At 32.0% G+C, this 22,780-nt stretch carries 16 protein-coding genes; 2 read left to right on the top strand and 14 right to left on the bottom strand.

Annotated features, from left to right (window positions below; genetic code table 11):
- Positions 1 to 31: 31 nt before the first annotated feature.
- The 11 genes from CLV55_RS06405 to CLV55_RS06360 all read right to left on the bottom strand — a co-directional run bounded on the left by CLV55_RS06405 (position 32) and on the right by CLV55_RS06360 (position 17,335).
- On the bottom strand, positions 32 to 1,681 hold the full coding sequence (locus CLV55_RS06405; RefSeq protein ID WP_112112919.1) for a family 16 glycosylhydrolase: 1,650 nt from the start codon (positions 1,679 to 1,681) through the stop codon (positions 32 to 34).
- A 24-nt stretch (positions 1,682 to 1,705) separates the two neighbouring features.
- Complete coding sequence (locus CLV55_RS06400) at positions 1,706 to 2,788, bottom strand: hypothetical protein (protein ID WP_112112918.1); 1,083 nt, start codon at positions 2,786 to 2,788, stop codon at positions 1,706 to 1,708.
- An 11-nt stretch (positions 2,789 to 2,799) separates the two neighbouring features.
- Positions 2,800 to 4,272 (bottom strand): RagB/SusD family nutrient uptake outer membrane protein, encoded by a 1,473-nt coding sequence (locus CLV55_RS06395; RefSeq protein WP_112112932.1) that lies wholly within the window; start codon positions 4,270 to 4,272, stop codon positions 2,800 to 2,802.
- Between the two features lie 10 nt (positions 4,273 to 4,282).
- Positions 4,283 to 7,330, bottom strand: coding sequence for a SusC/RagA family TonB-linked outer membrane protein (locus tag CLV55_RS06390; protein WP_112112917.1), 3,048 nt, complete (start codon positions 7,328 to 7,330; stop codon positions 4,283 to 4,285).
- Positions 7,331 to 7,582: 252 nt separating this feature from the next.
- Complete coding sequence (locus CLV55_RS06385; protein ID WP_112112916.1) at positions 7,583 to 10,414, bottom strand: triple tyrosine motif-containing protein; 2,832 nt, start codon at positions 10,412 to 10,414, stop codon at positions 7,583 to 7,585.
- A 96-nt stretch (positions 10,415 to 10,510) separates the two neighbouring features.
- Complete coding sequence (locus CLV55_RS06380; RefSeq protein ID WP_112112915.1) at positions 10,511 to 12,445, bottom strand: T9SS type A sorting domain-containing protein; 1,935 nt, start codon at positions 12,443 to 12,445, stop codon at positions 10,511 to 10,513.
- Between the two features lie 676 nt (positions 12,446 to 13,121).
- On the bottom strand, positions 13,122 to 13,628 hold the full coding sequence (locus CLV55_RS06375; protein WP_112112914.1) for an ATP-binding protein: 507 nt from the start codon (positions 13,626 to 13,628) through the stop codon (positions 13,122 to 13,124).
- Between the two features lie 84 nt (positions 13,629 to 13,712).
- Positions 13,713 to 14,165 carry a hypothetical protein gene (locus CLV55_RS06370; protein WP_146739543.1) on the bottom strand — a complete coding sequence of 151 codons (453 nt, stop codon included), beginning with the start codon at positions 14,163 to 14,165 and terminating at the stop codon, positions 13,713 to 13,715.
- A gap of 26 nt (positions 14,166 to 14,191) precedes the next feature.
- Positions 14,192 to 15,280 (bottom strand): hypothetical protein, encoded by a 1,089-nt coding sequence (locus tag CLV55_RS13000; RefSeq protein WP_245902687.1) that lies wholly within the window; start codon positions 15,278 to 15,280, stop codon positions 14,192 to 14,194.
- Positions 15,187 to 16,449: a hypothetical protein gene (locus CLV55_RS12995; RefSeq protein ID WP_245902686.1), complete on the bottom strand. Its 1,263-nt coding sequence runs from the start codon at positions 16,447 to 16,449 to the stop codon at positions 15,187 to 15,189. The genes CLV55_RS13000 and CLV55_RS12995 overlap by 94 nt, the downstream gene beginning before the upstream one ends.
- A gap of 142 nt (positions 16,450 to 16,591) precedes the next feature.
- On the bottom strand, positions 16,592 to 17,335 hold the full coding sequence (locus CLV55_RS06360) for a hypothetical protein (protein ID WP_112112912.1): 744 nt from the start codon (positions 17,333 to 17,335) through the stop codon (positions 16,592 to 16,594).
- A gap of 232 nt (positions 17,336 to 17,567) precedes the next feature.
- Here CLV55_RS06360 and CLV55_RS06355 point away from each other — a divergent pair, with 232 nt between their 5' ends.
- Positions 17,568 to 18,620, top strand: a complete 1,053-nt coding sequence (locus CLV55_RS06355) for a 2Fe-2S iron-sulfur cluster-binding protein (protein ID WP_112112911.1) — start codon at positions 17,568 to 17,570, stop codon at positions 18,618 to 18,620.
- 63 nt (positions 18,621 to 18,683) lie between these two features.
- On the opposite strand, the gene CLV55_RS06350 is transcribed toward CLV55_RS06355, so the two are convergent.
- The 3 genes from CLV55_RS06350 to CLV55_RS06340 all read right to left on the bottom strand — a co-directional run bounded on the left by CLV55_RS06350 (position 18,684) and on the right by CLV55_RS06340 (position 22,200).
- Positions 18,684 to 19,379, bottom strand: coding sequence for a Lipl32 family lipoprotein (locus tag CLV55_RS06350; RefSeq protein WP_112112910.1), 696 nt, complete (start codon positions 19,377 to 19,379; stop codon positions 18,684 to 18,686).
- A gap of 193 nt (positions 19,380 to 19,572) precedes the next feature.
- Entirely contained in the window at positions 19,573 to 21,378 is a 1,806-nt protein-coding gene (locus CLV55_RS06345) for a 1-deoxy-D-xylulose-5-phosphate synthase (RefSeq protein WP_112112909.1), read from the bottom strand.
- A gap of 54 nt (positions 21,379 to 21,432) precedes the next feature.
- Positions 21,433 to 22,200, bottom strand: coding sequence for an energy transducer TonB (locus CLV55_RS06340; RefSeq protein ID WP_112112908.1), 768 nt, complete (start codon positions 22,198 to 22,200; stop codon positions 21,433 to 21,435).
- Positions 22,201 to 22,259: 59 nt separating this feature from the next.
- Between CLV55_RS06340 and CLV55_RS06335 the strand changes: the two genes are divergently transcribed.
- Positions 22,260 to 22,703 carry a nucleoside deaminase gene (locus CLV55_RS06335; RefSeq protein WP_112112907.1) on the top strand — a complete coding sequence of 148 codons (444 nt, stop codon included), beginning with the start codon at positions 22,260 to 22,262 and terminating at the stop codon, positions 22,701 to 22,703.
- Positions 22,704 to 22,780 lie beyond the last annotated feature (77 nt).

Here is a 22,780-nt window from a genome sequence, read left to right as displayed (position 1 = left end):
CCTCGTAATTGTAACTAACTAAATTGTTTTTTTATTGATATACTCTAACATAGTCAACCTCCATAGAAGATTGACTAAAACTTGTGTCAATTGTTCCACCAAATGTTCCACCCATCGCAACATTCATGATTAAAAAGAAATCATGATTAAAAGGAACAGATCCATTATTAATAAATGTATGAAATAAGACATTATCAACATAAAACCTTATGGAATTTGGGGTCCACAATACTTTATAAACTTTAAAACCAGTTGAAACACCAGGAAATAAAGAATTATTTGAAATACCTCCAGCACCGTAATGTCCTGGATAATGCAATGTGGCATAAATTACATTTGGATTATTTCCTTTATGTTCCATAACATCAATTTCACCACAATTTGGCCATGTATTGGTATCGTAATTCGCACCAAGTAACCATAACGCAGGCCATGTACCACCTCCTGTAGGTAGTTTTGCTCTAAATTCTATCTTCCCGTATGTAAATTCAAACTTGTTTTCAGATTTTAAACGAGCTGATGTATAACCTCCTGAAGATTGAGATTTAGCAGTAATTTTTAAACTCCCACCTTGAACAACAACATTATCTGAACTATTAGTATAGTTCTGTACTTCATTATTTCCCCAACCCCCTGACCCAAGATCATAACTCCATTTGGAAGAATCTGGTGCTCCATCTACATTAAACTCATCAGACCAAATCAAATTAGTATAGTCTGTAATAGGGTCTTGAACGGGTTGTACAGTTGTTAATATCAAATACCAAGCAAGGGCTGGATTATTACCTTGTATTACCCTAACTTTCATTCGATTATTTGTTATTGATAGTATTTCATATGAATTACTTCCAACATAATATGCCATAAACCCATTATCAGAAAAATTCATGATTGTACCTCTAGTTTGAGTTAAATGGTCAGTATTTTGCATAATTACAGATTCTGAAGGGGATAATGAGACATTCTTTTCTCCAGAAGCATCATAATTATAACAATAATCATATCCTACAGAACCTCCAGCAACGCTCTGATAATCTTTATTAAAAAAAGTACTTCCTCCATTATTTTGAGAATATTTTAATGAATTACCTACCTTAGAAAATGTCATAACAGCATTATATAAACAGCTACTATCTCCAGATGCTGCTTTTTCCCATGGCTGTGCCATATAATAATAAGCAAAATAATTTTGTTCACTATTATTACTATTAGGACCTACTCCCAAATGTCCTAGTTCAGACGCTGATACATACCAATTTTTAGATGTCCCACCTGTTAAAAATTGAATTGCTTCATCATCTGTAAAATTACTTAATACAGTAACTTGAATTGTTTTTGTTGTTGAAACTCCTCCTTTCCCAGTAGCTACAACTGTTAGATTATAAGTATGAACACCGTTAAGATTATATCTTTTTTGATAAATTCCACTAGGAACACTTTTAGATTCACCATCACCAAACTCAAACTTGTAAGAAATAGCATTTGTTGCACTAACAGTGAAATTAACTAAGCCTGATCCATCTCCATAGGGATTACTAGCATTTTTACCAACTATATCATAAGAAATTTGTAAATTAGTTGGAGAGTAAATTTCTCCAAAAGTAGCACTATCTTCTTGACAATTTACAAATAGTAAAGCTATAAACATACTTGTTATGTAATAAAAAATAATCTTTTTCATATACTATATTTTAATTTTAGGGAGTTAATTAGATTGTCTTATATCATCAAATAAATATGTTGAACCATTCCCAGAAGCACCAAAATCAAAGAAAACCACAACTCTTTGATAGGTATAAGACATATTAATCGATGAAAAATCAAATGTTAATTCTTGCCAACTATTAGCAGTTGCTACTGTCGCATCTACCTCTTTATTTTTTGTAGAATCAGCTAAATTTTCCAATTTCATTTTTACAATAATTCCTGATTGAGGGCACCATACTTTCATTTTTAGTTTTTTCATTACTGAAAAATCAATAGGACTAGATAATTCAATAAATGATCCGGCCCAAACTTGAGCACCTGCGCCTTTTACAAGAGATGCAACCTTTGTAGATGTATCAATTCCTACCTGATGACTATTTGATACTATAGTAGTATTAGCTCCACCAAAATTTGAAAATGTGTAAGGAAGAGTTGGAGATTCAAAATCAAGAGGAAGATTAATAAGTAGAGGAACTGTGACTGTTACATTTTGAGTATATTCAGCTGTTGCTGAACCACCAGTAACAGCAACAACCTTAACTTGATATGTTCCAGCATTTGCATAAAAATGTGTAATTACATCTCCTTCTAAAAAATTAACCGGAGTTTCTGTTGGACTTTCTCCAAAAAAAACTTTAAATCCATTTTCAAAATTAGCTTGAGCTTTTACTGTAATTCCTAATGAATTTGTAGGTATTGATGCAATCGTTACCAATAAATCTGTTGGAGCAAAAAACGAAACTGTAACAGGTATAGTTGTTTCAGAAATTTTTCCATTTAATGTAGTTCCTACAATCTTTACTGAAAAAGTCCCTTCTAAAAAAGTATGTAAAATGGAGTCTCCAGGATTTACTATTCCTGGTAATGTTGTTCCATCACCATAATAAATTTTAAATTGAGTTATACCTGTTCCTGAAGGAGTAATCAACACATCCCCAGAGTTATCGGGTTTGATACTTATAGCAGCAGAAATGTCTCCTGGCGCATTTATAGCATCTAAATTTGGAATTTCATTATCTTTTGAGCATCCTAATGACAAGGATAATATGAAAATGGTAAGTAATAAATGTATTTTTTTCATAATCTATATTTTTAGTACCCTGGATTTTGTTGCCAATTGCCATTTGAAAATTGAATCTCTTCATATGGAACTGGAAAAAGTTCATTTTTATTTGATGTAAAGCCAGTAATAGTTTGAGCAGCTTTTCCAGTTCTAACTAAATCAAAAAAGCGATGCCCTTCTCCCATTAATTCCAAGCGTCTTTCTGCCCAAATTACTTCTGTCAAAGCAGTACTGGTTAGAGATACATCATGATTTGTATCTCCAAAAGCCCTTCTTCTTACTTGATTTAAATAATTTAATGCTTTGGTGTCATTTCCACTTCTATTATATGCTTCAGCAGCCATAAGCAAAACATCTGCATATCGAATTGCACGATAATTGTTAGGATTTGTTAAGTTTTGATCTCCTATGTTTGAATCTCCTTTACGAGCAAGATATTTTCTATTAAAATAACCTGTATGTTTATATCCTGTTCCATAAGTAGCATTGTTAGCGGCAGCCCATGCAACAATATCAAGAATTGCAACATTTTTTCGATTGTCACCTACTTCATAAGCGTTATAAGCTTCTTGTGTAGGAACATTAAAGCTATATCCTCCGTCAAATACTGGCCCATTATAATTTCTAATACCATTAAATCCTACAGCTACGTTACCTTCACTACATTGTAAACATCCAAAATCTGCTCCTTCTGCATCTGTATACTGCACTTCAAAAACTGATTCTGGTCCATTTTCACCGCTATTTTCAAAAATAGAATTATAATCTGTAACTAATGAATAAGTATTTGAACTTATTAATTGCTCCAATACATTAGCCGATTGAGAAAATTTATTTTGATATAAGTATACTTTCCCCAACAATGCTTGTGCAGCTCCTTTTGTCGCTCTTCCTTTTTGAGCAGGAGTTATACTTAGATGATCAATTGCAAATAATAAATCGTTTTCTATACTAGCATAAACTTCTGAAACAGGGGAACGAGGTATTGTTTTTTCATCATCTATATTAAACCTTTTGTCACCATTCATTGGTATTGGTCCAAAAAATTTCACCAATTCAAAATGATAATATGCTCTTAAAAAACGTGTTTCTGCTATTACTTGATCTTTATTGGCAAAAGACGTTTTATCCTTAAATTCCATTATATAATTACAACGTTGAACACCTGCAAACATCCAATTCCACAAATCTTTTAAGTTTGAATTAACGGCAGTATGTGTCATTTCATCAATTTGTTGAATGCCTATTACGTCATTAGCACTTTCACCACCAGATAAAGTATTATCTGAAGCAATTTCTCCTATCATAACATTAATATAACTAGATTGTAACATATCATAGGCTGCAATCAATGCTTTATTATAATCAGATTCAGAATTAAAATAATTTTCAGCATCCAATGAGTATGGAGCTGCTTCATTTATAAAATTATCTGAACATGAATTAGATATAAATAAAATAACAGTTAAAAAAAGAATAGAAAATTTATTATATTTTTTCATTTTTAATAATTTAAAAATTAACATTTAACCCTAATGAGTATATTTTCGGTGCAGGATAATAACCGTAATCAATACCTCCTGATACAGGATTACCTGAATTTGCAGATGGATCATATCCTCTATACTTGGTAAAAGTTAGTAAATTATTTACCGAGCCATAAAATCTAAACTTCGAAATATGTGCTTTTTCAATGAGTTTAGAAGGTAAAGAATATCCCAATTGAAGATTTTGAATTCTTATAAAAGAGGCGTCTTCTACAAAATAATCTGAAAATAAGTTATTGCTTGAAGGACCAGTGCTAACCCTTGGAACGGTATTACTTGTTCCCTCTCCAGTCCAACGATCTAAAACATAATTTAATCTATTTAATTTGCTTTCTGTCCTTTCATAATTTCTTATTAAGTCATTTCCGACTGAAGCATAAGCATAAGCAACTAAATCAAATCCTTTGTATTTAAGATTAACATTAAACCCTAAAGTATAATCAGCTATTGGTTTTCCAATGTAAGTCCTATCTTTAATATCAACTACACCATCTCCGTTAATGTCTTTATATCTAATATCACCTGGAACAGTAGGTGTACCAAAATTTTGTACAGGTGCCGCATCTATTTCAGCTTGATTTTGAAATATTCCATCTGTTTTTAATCCATAAAAAACACCCATAGGTTGTCCTTCTTCCATTCTTGTAGGAGCTAACTGACCTATCCCAAATGAACCACTTTCTATAAAACCAGTAGAATTATTAACTTTCAGTACTTTATTGTTGATAGTTGTAATATTAAATCCTAGTTCATACTTAAATTTGTTTACGTTGTTTTTGTAATTTATGGAAAGTTCAAATCCAGTATTTCTTACAGTTCCCGCATTAACTGAAGGCGCACCAGACCCAGGAGCATATCCACCATTAATTCCTGATATAGGAACTCCACTAATAATTAAATCTGAACGAGTATCATTAAAATAATCAGCTGTTAGTTCAAATTTATTTTTAAACCACTTCGATTCTAAACCAAAATCTAATTTAGTGTCTGTTTCCCATTTTAATACTTTATTTGTGATTTGCCCTGCTGCAATTCCATTAACCAATGTGTTGTCAAAAACATAAGTCGCCTCACCAGTCAATAATCCTCTATATGCATTTGCAGGTGCAACATCATTTCCTAAAGTACCATAACTAGCTTTCAGTTTTAAAAAATTTATAGGCAAATCTTTATTAAAAAAATCTTCATTTGATAAAACCCAACCTAGTAATATTGATTTAAAATAAGCTACACTATACTTAGAAGAAAATCTGCTGGATTGATCTCTTCTTCCAATAAATGTTAATAAATATTTTCCTTTATAGTCATAATCAATTGTTGTAAATAGAGAAGGTCTTTTGTAAGGTGTTGATTTATAAGAACCATTTGTAATTACACCCTCTGGAGGAATTCCATTTGTAAGTGCAATATCTGCAAAATCCCATGAATTATTAGGTACATCATATCCTGTTGCATACAGTCCCTCACCCTTAGATTCATTTAATGTACCACCAATTGTTACTTTAACTTTATGTTTATCGTAAAAAGTATTTTCGTATTCTCCAAACATATCAAATGTAAAATCACTAAAACGAGTTGCGTTTTGAGATACACTGCTCCTATTTACGTTGAAAACCTTTGACTGCCCATAATAAATTTCTTTACTGAAAGATTTACCTACATCATTTCCTGAATTAAATCCATATCTAGTAGTCACTTTAAATGATTTACATGGCTTATATTGCATAACAAAATTTCCAAATATCTTCTTTTGATTATAACTATTATAAGTGTTTTCTATCTGAGCTAAGGGATTAATTACTTCATTTCCATATCCTGGTGTGTCTGGTACTAAAGAATAATTTCCATTAGCGTCATATAATGATATCGTTGAAGGAGTATTAATAGCATTAAATAAAACGGAACCAATACCATTTTCATTTAAACTCTTTCTGTTGTAATCCATATAATTAAGTGTTGTAGAAAAATTAATTTTTTTTGAAAAATCTACACCTAATGATAATCTTGCGTTACTCCTATCAAAACCAGATTTACTTAAACCAACAATACCCTCTTGATTAATATTTGAAGCACTAAAAGAGTAAATAATATTTTCCGAGCCACCTGATATAGAAATATCTTTGCTTAAAATTGGTGCTTTTTTAAACACTTCATCTTGCCAATTTGTTCCTTTACCTAGTCCAGTAACATTTGGATAAGGTATTGATTGTCCATTATTTGCATAGCTTTCATTCAATAGCATTGCGTATTCTGTAGCATTTAACAAATTGAGTTTTTTTGATGTTTGCTGGTTTCCTATATAAGTATTGAAAGACACTTTGGGTTTAGTATTTCTTTTTCCAAGTTTTGTAGTCACTAAAACTACTCCATTAGCACCTTTAGATCCATATACTGAAGCTTGAGCGTCTTTTAAAACCGTAATAGTTTCAATATCTGATGGATTTATTAATGAAATATCACCTTCATAACCATCAATTAAATAATATGGCTGGTTATTGGTGTTAGAAGACACACCTCTTATATTTATACTAAAACCTGAACCAGGAGCTCCTGAACCTGAATTTACTACTACTCCAGCAACTGTTCCTTGCAAAGCTTGAGCGGTAACAATAGGATGCAAATCTTCAATTGTTTTAGTTGATATTACTGATACTGATCCTGTAACATCTTTCTTTTTCTTTGAAGTATACCCCACTATAACTACTTCATCAAGAGTGTTTTTATCCTCTTTTAAATTTACGATAATATTTTGACTTTGATTTACAATTAACTCGAAATTTGCATATCCAATGTAACTAAAAATTACTTTTGACCCTTTTGGAATTTTGGTAATTTTAAAATTCCCATCCAAATCTGTTTGTGAACTTATTTTAGAACTTTTTACTACAATATTTACTCCAGAAATTGGTAAACCCGAAATAGCATCTGATACTTTTCCACTAATCTCAAATTCTTGAGAATATGTACTAATTGATAAAAGAAAAGTAAGTAGAAAAAATAATTTACACTTCATAATAAAAGTTTTATTTAAATGATTTTATAAAAATATTATTTAATATGATTTGATTTTTAAATAGAACCTCAACAAAAAACATACAATATTTTTTTTAACTCTCTTTTTGTTTTTTATATCAATGATTTTTAGTCTTTTAAATAAAATTTGAAACTATTTTTTTTTCGTTTTTTAAAAAAATGATTTCAAAAAAAAAAATCAAAAAAAAATGTGTTGTACTTATGTATAGGTGATTTGTGATTCATTTGATTATTATATCGAAAGAATGTACTCCACTAATCCTTGTTCATGTGGTAAATCCATTTTTTTTCGTAAACGGTATCGTTTAATTTCAACACTTCTAACAGAAATATTAAGTAAAGGTGCAACTTCTTTTGATGATAAATTTAATCTTAAATAAGCACATAATCTCAAATCATTTGGCGTTAATGAAGGATGGGCTGATTTTACTTTTTTCAAAAAATCTTTATCAGCAGTATCAAAAGCCTCTCTAAAAATATTCCAATTATCTTCTTCTTTTATATTTTTATTGATTGTTGAAATAACCGACTTAATATTTCTATTTCCTTCTTCAGAAGTTTTCTTTAAATCTTCTTTAATTACTGATAACAGTTCATTTTTCTTTATAAGATTCATCGTTGATACAGCCAATTCTTTGCTTTTACTATCGACATCTTTAGTTAATTGTTCATTTTTCAATTTCATTAACTGTTGATTGTTTTCGAGTTCTTTTATTTCTAAAAGTAAATTATTCTCTTCAATTAATTTTTCGCGTTGTCTTTGATAATATACCTTGTAAGTTTTGTTGATAAAATAAGCTATATAAATAGCTAATAAAAAATATAGCAACAAGGCAAAATTATTAGTATACCATGGTTTTAAAATAGTAAACTTGTAGGAAACAATATTTTTAGGGTTTGTATTTGCAATTTTTGCTCTTACTTTAAAGACATACGATCCTGGAGGTAGGTTTTTAAAATTAACGGATGTTTTTGAATTCCAGTCACTCCAATCATCTTGGATACCTTTTAGCAAATATTGATATTCTGGATTTATATACTTATTATATTCAGGTACTGAATAATTAAATGTTAAATTATTTTCATCATTGCTAAATTCTCCTTCAGAAAAAAGTGAAGTATTTATTATATTTTGGTTAAGCTTATTTTTTGTAATAGAAGTTATTGAAACACTATAATTTTTAAAACTTAAATCATTCAAATTAAGGGTATAATATCCGTCAGTAGTACCTATTAAATAAATTGATTTTGTCAATTGACTTATGTTCTCATAACCAAGCATGGAATTTGTTAAAGAAGCAGGGATAGGAATAATATTTTTCTTTAATTGAGTAGATAATTTTCCAGTAGTAAAATAATTAATGTAATTTTTTGTGAAAAACCAAAGCTTATTATATTTATCTACAATTAATTTTCCAGTTGTGTATTTTCCTTTTTTAAAAACATCACTTAAAACGGAATCTTTAATAAAAGATTTAGTAATTGGATTTAATTTAAAAACCCCTTGTTTATATGCATAATAAATGGTATTATTATACTTTACCAAGCTTGCATTTTTACCTTTTGGTGGGTTTTTATAAGTAAAAATTCCCTGTGCAATTTGTAATGATTTGTCAGTATGAAATCTAAAAATACCTTTATACTCATGGCTTACATAAAATTCTAAATTCGGTGTCAATTCAAAATACCTAGATGAATAATCAAATCCCTTTAGTTTGTTTTTGTAAATCCATTTTCCGTTTTCTTTCTTGAGGACTGATATGCCAAAATAATTCCCTTGAAAAATCAAATCATTTCTACCTGGCATTGTCTCAAACTTCCATGTTCCAGATTGAGAAAATATATTATTTGCTACTCCATTATCAACTAAAAAAGTTCCAGAATCATGTCCGCAAAATAATTTATCTTGATATTGAAATAATGACCAGACTTGACCTTTTGTACCAGATACGAATTGAAAGGATTCATTTGATTGAAAAGATTTGTAAAATAATCCTTGATTGGTACCAATATAGAGTTTGTTTTTATAAACTGTAGAAGCATAAACTGTTCCTAATATACCCGTATTATCTGAAAAACTCTTAATAGGTGATTGTAAATTAATACAGTTTATTCCGTTATCTAGCCCTATCCATAAGTTATTATCAATGTCTTCAAATAATGATAGTGCAGTATTATTACTTAATCCTTTATCTTGTGTAATGTGATACAATAATTCTTTATCTCTCGATGTGATGAAAATACCATTTGAAATAGTTCCTATTACAAACCCTTGATTTGCTAACTTTTGGAAACTATAAACACTACTATATTGTAAATCGGTGTCTAAAGTAGTTTTTATTGGGATAATAGTATTGTTGGATAATTTAAAAAATCCATTTTTTTGAGTAAGAAACTCTAACTCCTCATTATTGTTAAATACTCCTACAATCTTATTTTTTAAAAAGATAGAGCTATTTGAAATTAGTTTGCTTTTTCCGTTTTCAATTTCAAAAAAACCATCCATGGATGTTTGATAATAAATGCTTGAATCTGTTTTAAAAGACTTAAGAATACTACTTTTTGGAGTAATCAATGAGAATGTTTTTTTTATGGTATCATAGATATAAATTCTATTTAATGATTGAAATAAAACCCATTGATCATAGGTCAATATAGACCAAAATTGTTCATCATCTAATATTTTATTTTTAATAGTTTTACTCAATGAAAAGTACTTTAATCTTCCATTATTTTGTCTTTTCCAATAACCAAATTCCATGTAACAACCAGTAAAAATACAATCTCCTATTACTTTTACTGAACGAATTATCGTTTCATTTGGTGAGGGATATAAAGTCCAATTTGAACCATTATATTCTAATAAACCTTCGTTATTAGCAAAAAATAAATAATTATTTTTATCTTGAGTAATCATCCAATTCTGATTTCCTGCTGAATATAAAATTGGTGGATATTTAACAATAGGTGGGAAATCTTGTGAAAATATCGGTAGACTTATTAGAATTAATAATATTGTAATTAAACTTTGGGTAATGCTAAAAAAAGATTTGATATTTTTCATTTTATTAAAATTTAATTAACAATTTTATTAAATTTAAATCAAATTACAAAAAAAAAGCACGAAAGAATTCGTGCCTTGATTTTTGTGGAGGGTTAATTAATTTTTTATGAATTGTTTTTTTAAGAGCTCATTACCTACTTTAACCGTAATAATGTATACACCTTTAGCAAATTGTTGCGTTGGAATAGAAACTTCATTTGATAACCCATCTTGCTTTAAAACTAATTGACCAAGTGTGTTATAAATAGTAATATTTTCTATCACACTATCACTTCTTAAGTTTAATAAATTACTGGTTGGATTTGGATACAAATCAAACTTTGATTTATCAAAAACAGTTATTGCCAATGGAGATCCAAAAGTCACATCATCAAAATAATAGGTTTTTTCTCCAGCAGTTGAACCAGTTACACCAAAATTAAAGAAAATAGACGCCATATTAAACTGATAGGATGAATTGAATGCCGCAGTTCCTGTAGCTTGATTATTGAAATCAAACTCCATCATTTGCCAACCATTTGAAACAGTAGTAATCGATTCTGTCTCACATGATTGTGTAGGTTGACCTGAAACTTCTACTTTTAAACGTACTGGAATTCCAGAGTCAGGAGACCAAACTCTTACATACATTTTTCTATTTGATAATGTAAAAGGTATTGGAGAACTAAATCCTGAATTTGTTCCTATTGTTGTTCCAGCCCATAATTCGGAACTAGATGTTTTTATAGTTTTAATTACAGTGTTATTTGAATTTGTTGGATCTATAATTTTTGAAGATACATTTCCACCAAAATCGGTAACAGTATAATCTACAGTATTCCCCTCAAAAGTCACTGGTAAATTTATCTGACTTAAACAAGTATTTGGACAAGAACCTCCGCAATCAATCCCAGTTTCATCTCCATTTTGTATACCATCTGAACAAGTTCCTGAACCTCCTTGTTTTGTTAAAATAAATCGCCACCATAATCCTGTACCAACATTAATATCTAAAGTCATTAGATTTGAAGAAATAGAACTAATTAAATAAGTGATAGATGCAGGTGCGCCAGATGGACTCGTAAGCTCACCCCCATTATACGCTTTTGCCAAACCTAAGTAGGCGCCTACTCCATTTAGTGTTATTGTATTTGCTGAAGAATTGTATGACCAAGTAGCTGCATTTGAACCATTGTGAGGAGCCACAGGAGTTCCGCAAGAATCTGTTCCCCCTTGCCATCCTTCAATCCAAGATTGGGAACCCAAAACGTTTGCAAAAGTCCCATCAGCATTAAAAATATATTGATCATCAAAAAAACAGTTTCTTGTAGCAACATCTGTAAGGGTATTTGAAAAATAAGAACCATTGCCTTGTGAAGGTCCAACTGCAAAAGCACCAGCTTGAGGGCTCATTTTCCATGTACCCGCAAATAGATTAGAACATGGAGTACATGAACCCCCACAATCTACTCCTGTTTCATTTCCATTTTGTATACCATCATTACAAGTAGGTGTAGTTGATTGTTTAGCGAGAATAAATCGCCACCACAATCCTGTACCCACATTAATATCTAATGTTAGTTGAGTGTTAGTAAAAGACGAAACTTTATATGTAATTGATAATGGTGCATTTGCAGGACTTGTTAATTCTGATCCATTAATTGCTTTTGCTAAACCTAAATATGCCCCTACCCCTGTAAGAGTAATAGTATTTGTAGTAGTATTGTACACATAAGAAGCAGGATTTGCACCATTGTGAGGAGCCACAGGGGTACCACAAGAATCTGATCCACCTTGCCATCCTTCAATCCAAGACTGGGAACCTAAATTATTTGAAAATGTACCATCTGAATTGAATATATACTCATCATCAAAAAAACAACTTCTGACTGTTATATCTGCAACTGTATTTGAAAAATAAGAACCACTACCTTGAGTTGGTCCGACTGCAAAAGCACCAGACTGTGGACTCATCTTCCATGTTCCAGTTAGTGTTTGTGATTGCCCAAATGAAATAATCAACAAGCAAATCAATAGAGTAATTTTTTTCATAATTAATAAGTTAAATATTTACATTAACAAACATAAAAATAAATGACATAAGATATTTTAATGTTAATATAAAAAAACTATACAATAATAATTGTTAATATCTAAATTAAAAAAGCTATAAAAGTATTGATAATTATAGTTTTTTACTTTTTCATTGATAAATCATAAATTTTATTTGTTGAGGTAATGTTAAGTTAAAATTTATGATTCTTTGAGATTATAGCATAAAGTGATGATGTTAAAAACCTTTATTTTAATCATCATATACATAAACTATCTGAATTTCTATTTTATAATAATTTATGTTTAGCTACTCAAATATGGTTTTATTCTCATTTGTGAAGACATTTTACAAGTTTTAAACTTTTTATTACTCACTTTTGAAAACATAAAGAGCATCAATAAAGCCCTAGAGTTAATGAATAGAATGTAAACCAGCCTCAACCGTCATCCCAAACGTCTATTTTATCATTAAGAATTTATTTCGGAATCTCATTATTAACCAAACGAACGCGAAAAGAGTAAGCTCGTTAAATTAGATTTCACACACAAACTTTTTTTGGAAATATTCTTTACTCTTTTTATTAATGAGGATTTGCTTTGCAAATAAAAAAACCTTGATAATCAACAGTTTTTGTTGTTTTGGGATTTACTTTGCAAATAAGATTTTATAGAATTATGCATAATATGGAATATATGTTGCGTATTTTTTTGATGTGATTTCAGGGTCTGAGGGTATTATTAAACCTGCTTCAAATGTGTCTGAAATTATTCTTGATGCCACAGACGAATCATTCTTTTTTATGCCAAAACGTTCTCTTACAGATTGATTGTTTAATTCTTTTCTATCTTCAAACAGCAAATAAGCATGTTGATAGCAAGCCATAATTTTTTCTGTTTTAGACATTGCTTTTAGCTCTTTAGGAGGAAATAAAATTACTCTGGTATGCGACTCGCTTTTTTCAAATTTAACTGCAGGTAATCTTCTTTCTTCTATCGCTTCAATGGCTCTATCAATTCCACTACCTCTTCTTTCGCAAATTCCAAGTCTTTCAGTTTTTGTAGACAATCCACTTTTCCAGTCCAATTCGTTTAATTCTATAGGTACTGGAAATAAACTATCTTGTAATATTTTTATAGCTTTATCTTTCCATGTTTCCATATTAAATTTTTCTAAAACCATATTTTTTAACTATCTCCTCGATAACAATCGCTTACACTCTTAACCAATATCCCTTTAAATAAAATTAAAATTGTTTTTTCGCTTTTAAGTTTTAAATTCAAACCAATCTGAATAATATTTTTTGTTGTGTGTATCTCTCAAGATGGTTTTTATTTTTGAAATATTATGTTGTTTTAATTCATCTATTATTTGATTAAATTCTACAGAATATTCATGAGTTTCACCAGACTCTAAAGGTAATGGATATTTTACTTTCTTGTCAAACAGCAATAAATTGAAAAACTTCTTGTTTTTTGAATTACTCACAAAACTTGGCTCATCAATATATCTTTTGTTTTTGCTAACATTAGTGATTTTAATAACTAAAAAATCAACACCTTTACTCATAATAGAGTTTGACATAGGAACCTTATAAATCTTGTTTATCTCAATATTGAATTTCCCCCTTCTATCATGATAAAACTCGTATATCCTCCAAATAAAAACTATTGTTGATATTAATGCAGCATATATTGAGATAATAACTTTATAATCCATTTGTTTTTTTAAATTTTAATAAAACTTTACTCCTTCAAAAAACCATACTCATACACCTTTGGCTTAATCTTATCCGCAAGTATAGCCAATTTGTTACGCAATTCACCAATGAGTGCCATATAGGTGACGTCATCACTTTTACTATTCATTCTCCCTTTGTCGTTTCTTCCTTGAAAATATTCTCTGATGTCATATAAAGAAGCGTTAACATTATAGTCATTGCGAGATAACGAAGCAATCTTATGATAGTACTTCCATAACTCACGACCTGCATCAAAAACGGCTGTGGCTTCTTCTGAGAAAACTAACGCTTTGTTGTGCTGAACTCCTTTGGTAGTGTCATGCTGAACTTGTTTCAGTATCTCGTTGGAACCTGAAACAAGTTCAGGTTGACAAGCGGTGTGTTCAGGTTGAGTAGGTATACTGAATAAATCAGAGGTTTTGGTTTCTGCTTGTATCTTCCCTTTTATAAAATCAGTCATGAAATTACTTTCAAACTTGGCTTGTGCATTGACTTCATATTCTGTAAACGGTATCCAATGGTTGGTGCCAAAACTAGAAGAAATATTATTACTAAAAAGCGTACTTACTAAACAATTATTTTGAAATTCAAAATCAGATTTCCAATTTTCATTAGGATAAAGAAATTGATCTCTATCATTTAACCAATTCGAATCAAAAATATGTCGTACAGTATAGTATATTGAAGTTTCAATTAAATTTTCCTTAGTAGTTTGCCAATTATGATTTGAAGCAGGAACTTTCATATGTGGCTCTCCAAACCTAACTAATCTTTGATTTTGGAAATCACTACCTACACCAATAATTGTAGCAATAGATTCAGATTTTGAATATCTAAATGTTTTTACCCACTCATTTATGAGCTTAATATTATCATAAGACCAAATATTTTTTGGACCAATATAATCCTCATGTTTATTAAAAACATCAGCTTCAAAATAATTAAACCTTTCCTTTTTATTCAAATTCCATATAAAAAAACCAATAGGAAATTGACCTTTCACATTATCAAAAGTATCCGCTGGAGTAATAAATAATTTTTCAAGTTTTGCCTGAAAAAAATCGCGAAATTCTGAGAATTTAGGTGCTTGCAAAAATCATCATTTAAAAAATCAAATTGAAACACATTGTTTTTAAGCAAGTTAGCACCATGATCAATGCGCTCGTGCATTACGTTTACATCGGCTTGGTCTAGTGTGCTGGCGTAAATGTTGTATTTGTTGGTCAAACCAGCTAAAAGGTTTCCGGTTCCTGCGGCACAATCCCAAATATAATAATCGTCTTGCCAGTTTTCGCCCAAATAATCGGTCAAGTATTTTTGTGATAATTCTACCCAAATACGTGGGGTGAAAAAAGCTCCTTTGCGCTCACGAATATCTTGAGGCACCAATAAATCGCGGCGTTCTATAATATAATCTTGAAATTCTTTAAGAGGTGGTCGTTTGTAGCGTTTCCAAAAATGCAAATAGGTGTCTTTGTTTTTGAGTGTAATGTTGGCATCAAACATTTGCTTAAGGTTTTCCTTAGCTATTTTATAGCCTTCATTTTGAAACATCACAAATAAATTTTCTCGAATAGACAAATCGTCTCCAATAGTTTGGGTGTCTTTATCATCAACAAACAAATCAGCCAAATAGAAATCGCTGTCTAAGATATTGGCTTTTTTTAAATCGGCCCAATTAACGTCAATGATGGGTTTTACAATGTCTAACCATCGTAAATAGATTGGGATGAAATTATTTTTATCAATTTTTAATTTACTGGTTGTGGTGGCTTTGGCTACATTGTTTTTTATAAACGCTTGGAGTTCTTTTTCGTCTTTTTGATAATCAAAAACATAAGTATTTTGGTTTAGTGTCGCTTCAATACGTTGTTTAATGAGCTGAAATTCTTTGGTTTCGTGATTACTTGGTGTAACGTTCCAATTGAAATCGTTTATATAAAAAATATCTTGAATATTGATATACGGTACAAACGCTATTTTTTTAAAATCGAAAGCTCCCAAAAAAGCAGGTGGCATGGTTTTATCAAAAGTTCTAGCCTTGCCAATAGTTAAAATGAGTTGCACAAACATGGTTGGCACATCAAAATTCCCAGTTTTAGCTTCAGCCCAAAGCAACGGTGTGCGCCCAAATAAATTATCTTGTTGTGGAAAAACAGTAAAATCGATGTTTCCTAAAATTTCGGTAGTATCAAATTGCTTGAACCAATCGGCACCTACTTTGTTTTTTAGTTCTTCTTCACGAATATTGTTGTATTTCATTTAACTAGGAATATTTTTATCAAACTTACCAATAATCTCATACTAAAAAAATTATTTAATACTAAATATTTTTAAAATCAATAAATTTTCACTTCAATATTTAAAATGTAATACTTCAATCTGTCCTTACAATACCCAACCACTACCCAACCACTGCAACACCAACATTCCCATCCTCACGCAAAACATACCGCACCCCATGAAGCTCTTGGTAAAAACACACCCCAAGAAAAGCAAAACGATGCAATCCCACTTCAGGCAAATGGGTTGGCGTCATCGCAAAAGTACCCGGGTGCTCCCCTTTTTCAAAAACCATAGGCGGTGCCATAAACATGTTATAAATACGAGCATCAAAAGCAACTCCCAAAACCCCAAATTTCAATTCTATATGTGTAGCCCCTTTAGGAAACTTAACCTGTGAGAGGTCTAAATGTTCAATCGTATAGACACATCCTTCTGCGTCATAATGCGCCTTCATAGGAACCTTGTGCTCAAAAATAAAAGAAGGCGTAAACCTAAAACTCTTAAACAAAGCCCTGCCTTCTAGAGTCAAGATTCCATTTTCAACCGTACGCAACCCCCTTGCAGAAACGGTGTCCAACTTCTTAATCTCTTGAAACAAACTCATCATCCTCCCATGCAAACGCCCATCACTATAATGTTCCAAAAAAGGATATAAAGCCTGTCTAAAAGCACTCTTAACCCTAGAACAATGCCCAAACTCAGAACCATTCTCCCTTACCCGCACCATATTAGGTTTCGTTTTAATAGCTTTCCCATTAAAACCCCCTCCTGCCTTTCGGGCTACAGGCTTCCCTTTTCTATAATAAAAATTCACACCACCCAAGGTGCCTACAAGTGGTAAAATCCCTTTTTGTGTTGCCATATTCGCAAGTGTTACTTGATACAAAAGTAATACTTTATTTATATATATAACATATTTATAACGTATATATAGCGTGTTTATAGCGTATATAAAACAAATTATATAAAATTGAAATAAATAGAAGCCTCAACACAAATAAACAAACTCATACTGTAACATTATGAGAACCTATAACTCAAAAACCCTAACACAAAACCATTATCTTTACTATCTTTGCCAAAAACAAAATACAATGTCCTCTTTTTATAAATTAAGCATTAAAGAAGTAACACGCGAAACACCAAATGCCGTTTCAGTTAGCTTCAACATCCCAAACGAATTACAAGCTGCCTACTCCTTTGTAGCAGGACAATACATAAACCTAAAACTAACCCTAGACGGTAAAGAAATTCGTCGCGCCTATTCCATTTGTTCAGCACCCAATAGTGGAGAAGTAAGAATCGCCATCAAAGCCATTAAAAACGGACACTTCTCAAAATTTGCCAACGAAAACCTCAAAGCGGGCGACATCCTAGAAGTGGGGCAACCTGAAGGAAAATTTACTTTCGAACCTCATGCCGACAAACAAAAAAACTACGCCGCCTTTGTAGCCGGTAGCGGAATTACACCTGTTATGGCCATCTTACAATCGGTGCTAGAAAACGAACCAAAAAGCTCATTTGTGTTAGTCTATGGCAACAAAACACCAGAAGAAACCATCTTCCACAAACAACTCCACCAACTGCAATCAAAATATGTAGGGCGTCTCTTTGTGCACTATGTATACAGTCAAACCAAAATAGAAAACGAATTATTTGGCAGAATCGACAAAGCCAATATCAACTTTGTATTAGACAACAAACACAAAGAAAAAGAATTCGATAAATTCTATCTATGCGGACCAGAAGCTATGATAAATCTGGCAACAACCGTTCTAAAAGAACACCACGTTGCTGACAAAAACATTAAATTTGAATTATTCACCGCTTCAGCAACAGAAAACACAGAAGCCGTGACCCACGACGGGCACACAACCATAACCATTCTAGTGGATGACGAAGAAACCACCTTCGAAATGAGTCAAAAACAAACCCTACTAGAAGCTGCCTTGAAACAAGGTCTTGATGTGCCTTATTCTTGTCAGGGAGGCGTGTGTAGCAGTTGTATGGCTAAAATAACACATGGAAGTGCAACCATGAAGAAAAACGCCATCCTCACCGATAATGAAATTGCCGATGGGTTGATACTAACCTGTCAAGCACATCCCACCTCAGCTCACATAACTATAGATTTTGATGATGTCTAAACCACCATAACAACAAAACGCCCCATATTTTGGGGCGTTTTCGTTTATTAAAATAGCGTCTTTTTATTTCGCTGCTTTAGCAATATCTTCAGGTTTTACAGCAACAGCTACACCTGGAAGTTTTATAGGAGCACCTAATTGTGCTAAGAAGCTACCTTGTACTTCTCCTGTTTTATACGTTGTAAACCCAATTCGGTACAATCCAACAACAATAGCTTTTGCAGGATTTGATGGGTCGCTTGTAATACGCATTAACGAATTGTATTTACTTCCAGAAGGTTGTGCAGGCATTTCTCCTGAATCGTCATTACTGTCTAATGTCGTCCATTTTGCCGTTTTAGCTTTAGCCGCCACATCTTCAATTTTAAAAATTCCTTCTGCTCTTTCAAAGGTTACCCATGTATCAAAGAAATTTTTAGTATCACTGGCATTAGCTGTAAAATCAGGTGACACATAATCTTTGTCTGTAGGTTTTACACTATCCGGTGCAGGTGAAATCATTCGAACCCCAATCTCAGGCGCCGCTACTGGAATCCAAACATATACATAATACATTTTCTTTCCATTTTTCACTTCGTCTGGTTTAGAACCTGGTTTGATATAGCCAAAATAGCTGGTCAAATCAGTATAAGGAATTCTAATTTCTTTTCCCATCATGGATTTTTTGCCCATTTCAGCTCCAAATTTATCTAGTTTTTGAGCTTGAGTGCTGGATAAAATACCTAAGCAAACGGCTAAGGTGAATACGCTTTTTTTCATTTTAGTTTTAGTTTGGTTATCTTTTTGCTCCTACTCTATTCATGGTTTTCGGATACCCCATACATTTTTTTGATAAAAATACCTTTTTTTTTGTAAAAAAGCACTTTTTAAGCATAAAAATACAACCCATGCATGTAATCAAATCAATTTCAATGCTTTTTTTAAAGAGAAGAAAACAACAAAAAAGAGACAACTAAAAGGTATTATTATCCGTGGTAGAATATTCCATTAACATTTTGCGAATATGTTCCACATCAATACCACAACGTGCTTGAAGTTCAGCAACGGTACCATGTGGAATGAATCCATCAGGAATCCCCAGTCTTGTTACAGGAAGAGAATAATGAAAACGCGCAGCAAATTCTACAACAGCCGAACCAAACCCACCTGTTATAGTTCCGTCTTCAAGAGTAATCACCCTTTCATAGTTAGAAAAAACCTCATGCAAAAGGGCTTCGTCTAAGGGCTTAACAAAACCAAAATCGTAATGCGCAATTGCATCAGAGCAAGGCAAGTGCTCTAGCGCAAGTGTGACATGATTCCCGATAAAACCTGTCGACAACACCGCTATTTTTGAGCCTCTTTTTAACACATGGGCCTTCCCTATTTCAATAGTTTGAAAATTGGAATTTGAAATTTGAAATTTGAAATTTGCATACTTCCCTCTTCCTCTTGGATAACGAATGGCTATGGGGTGTTCCAAACCTAATGAAGCTGTATACAAAATGTTTCTTAAATCCCATTCATCTTTGGGAGCATAAACAATTATATTGGGAATACATCGCAGGTAAGCTAAATCGAAAACCCCGTGATGAGTCGCACCGTCTTCGCCTACTAATCCGGCACGATCCAAACAAAAAATTACGGGTAAATTTTGCAAAGCTACATCATGAATCACTTGGTCATAAGCGCGTTGTAAAAACGTAGAATAGATGTTACAAAAAACCACCATCCCTTGCGTGGCCATTCCTGCCGCCAAGGTTACAGCGTGTTGTTCGGTAATACCTACGTCAAAAGCCCGTTCTGGAAAAGTTTCCATCATAAATTTTAAGGAACTTCCACTAGGCATCGCAGGCGTGATGCCAATAATTTTAGAATTATTTTGGGCTAACTCTACAAGAGTCCATCCAAAAACATCTTGAAATTTGGGTGGTAAATGAGCCTCTGCTTTTGTATAAATCTCGCCAGTAGTCTTATCAAATTTCCCAGGAGCATGATACTTTACTTGATCTTCTTCCGCTTGTTGAAGGCCTTTCCCTTTTGTGGTTATAATATGAAGAAATTTAGGGCCTTTTACATGCTTTAGTCGGTTCAATTCTGAAATTAGTATCTTAAAATCATGCCCATCAATAGGACCCGAATAGTCAAAATTCAACGACTTTATCATGTTGTTTTGCTTCGGATTCTTTCCCTCTTTAACCAAAGTCAAATAGTTTTTTAAAGCCCCCACGCTAGGGTCAATTCCAATAGCATTATCGTTTAAAATCACCAACAAATTCGCATCAGTCACTCCAGCATGATTCAATCCCTCAAATGCCATTCCGCTAGCAATAGAAGCATCACCAATCACCGCAATATGGTTTCTGTTTTCGCCTTTCAATTGGGAGGCAATCGCCATTCCCAGGGCCGCAGAAATCGAGGTAGAAGAATGTCCCACTCCAAAAGTATCATACACACTTTCCTCTCGTTTGGGAAATCCCGAAATACCATCTAATTGTCTGTTGGTGTGGAAAACCGTTCTTCGTTCGGTCAAAATTTTGTGTCCATATGCCTGATGTCCTACATCCCAAACCAATAAATCATTTGGCGTATCAAACACATAATGTAAGGCTATCGTCAACTCAACCACCCCTAAACTTGCCCCTAAATGCCCTTCTTTCACCGAAACTACGTCAATAATAAAATCCCGCAATTCACTAGCCAATTGAGGCAACTGCTCAATGTCTAATTTTCGTAAATCAGTGGGAGTGTTGATATGATGTAGAAGATTGCTTTTCATTGCAAATTAAAAAGCAAAGTTAAGATTTTGTTTTTACTTAATCATTTTGTTGTATCAGAATTCAGCTGTAATTTTGATCGGAACAAAATAAGAAACCCTAACATTTTGGTTATTAATTTTTCCAGGTATCCAAGGAATAGAAGATTGAAATACTCTAATAACTTCAGAATTCATTTCTTCATTAATTCCTTTTATAATTTTTATATCTGATAATTTCCCGTCTATTTCAACAACAAATGAAACAATAAATGTTCCTGTAATCTTTTTGTTCTGTTCAGAAATTTTAAGATTAGATGAAATATATTTATAAAATGATGGCATTCCTCCTGGAAACATTGGCTTGATTTCCACTTTAGCTGAAGAATATATTATTTTTGGTTCAACTTGAGTTGTATCTACTACATGTTCTCTTTTGGGTAATACCATTCCAGTAGTCATTCCTCTTTGTTGTACCGTATCTTCAACTACAACAGGCTCTCCAGTAACATAATCATTATTGTGATTTTTACAACTAAATAGAGTACTTCCCATAGCAATAAAAAGACTTAATAAAAAGGCTTTGTGAAAAGACATTTTTCTTTTCAGTAAGCTTCTAGGAATCTGAATCTCAAGTCTATTAACTTGTTCATTTTTAAATCTTCCACAAACATCTTTTCTTTGATTTTGAACAAAATACTGTTGAATTTCTTCAGTAGTTTTATTGGTAAAATCTAAAACTTGTTTCGTGCATACGTTACAAAACCTTCCTGTCTCATCAGGAGTCATGGCATTCCAATCTTCATGGCAAGGCTTTGGAATGGTAATTTTAAGTTTAGTCTCCATAAATATTTTTTTCCTCTATAAATTTAACGAAAATTATACCAAAATCGTATTTTTACAAAATGGAAAACATTTTCACCGACGAATACTTCATGAAAAAAGCATTGCAAGAAGCCGAAATGGCTTTTGAAAAAGGTGAAATTCCCGTGGGTGCTGTGGTGGTAATTGATAACAAAGTCATTGCAAAAAGTCATAATTTAACCGAAGTATTAAACGACGTTACTGCCCATGCCGAAATGCAATCGATTACAGCGGCAGCTAATTTTTTGGGCGGAAAGTATTTGAAAAACTGTACCTTATATGTCACGCTAGAACCCTGTCAAATGTGTGCAGGAGCTTTGTATTGGAGTCAAATTTCTAAAATTGTTTTTGGAGCTCGTGATGAACAAAGAGGATTCTTGACTTTAGGCACCTCGTTACACCCAAAAACACAAGTTGTAGAAGGGGTTTTGGCTTCAGAATGTGGCACCTTGATGAAAGCATTTTTTGCTTCAAAGAGAAAATAAGATTTAATATAACCCTAACACAAGTAGAACTAATTAAAGACTATATTGCTTTTCTTTAATATCTTTGTTATCATTTT

The organism is Flavobacterium aciduliphilum, assembly GCF_003268855.1.
Lineage (GTDB): Bacteria > Bacteroidota > Bacteroidia > Flavobacteriales > Flavobacteriaceae > Flavobacterium > Flavobacterium aciduliphilum.
The sequence above is the reverse complement of the archived record's forward strand: the minus strand, read 5'-3'. Positions and strand labels throughout refer to the sequence as shown.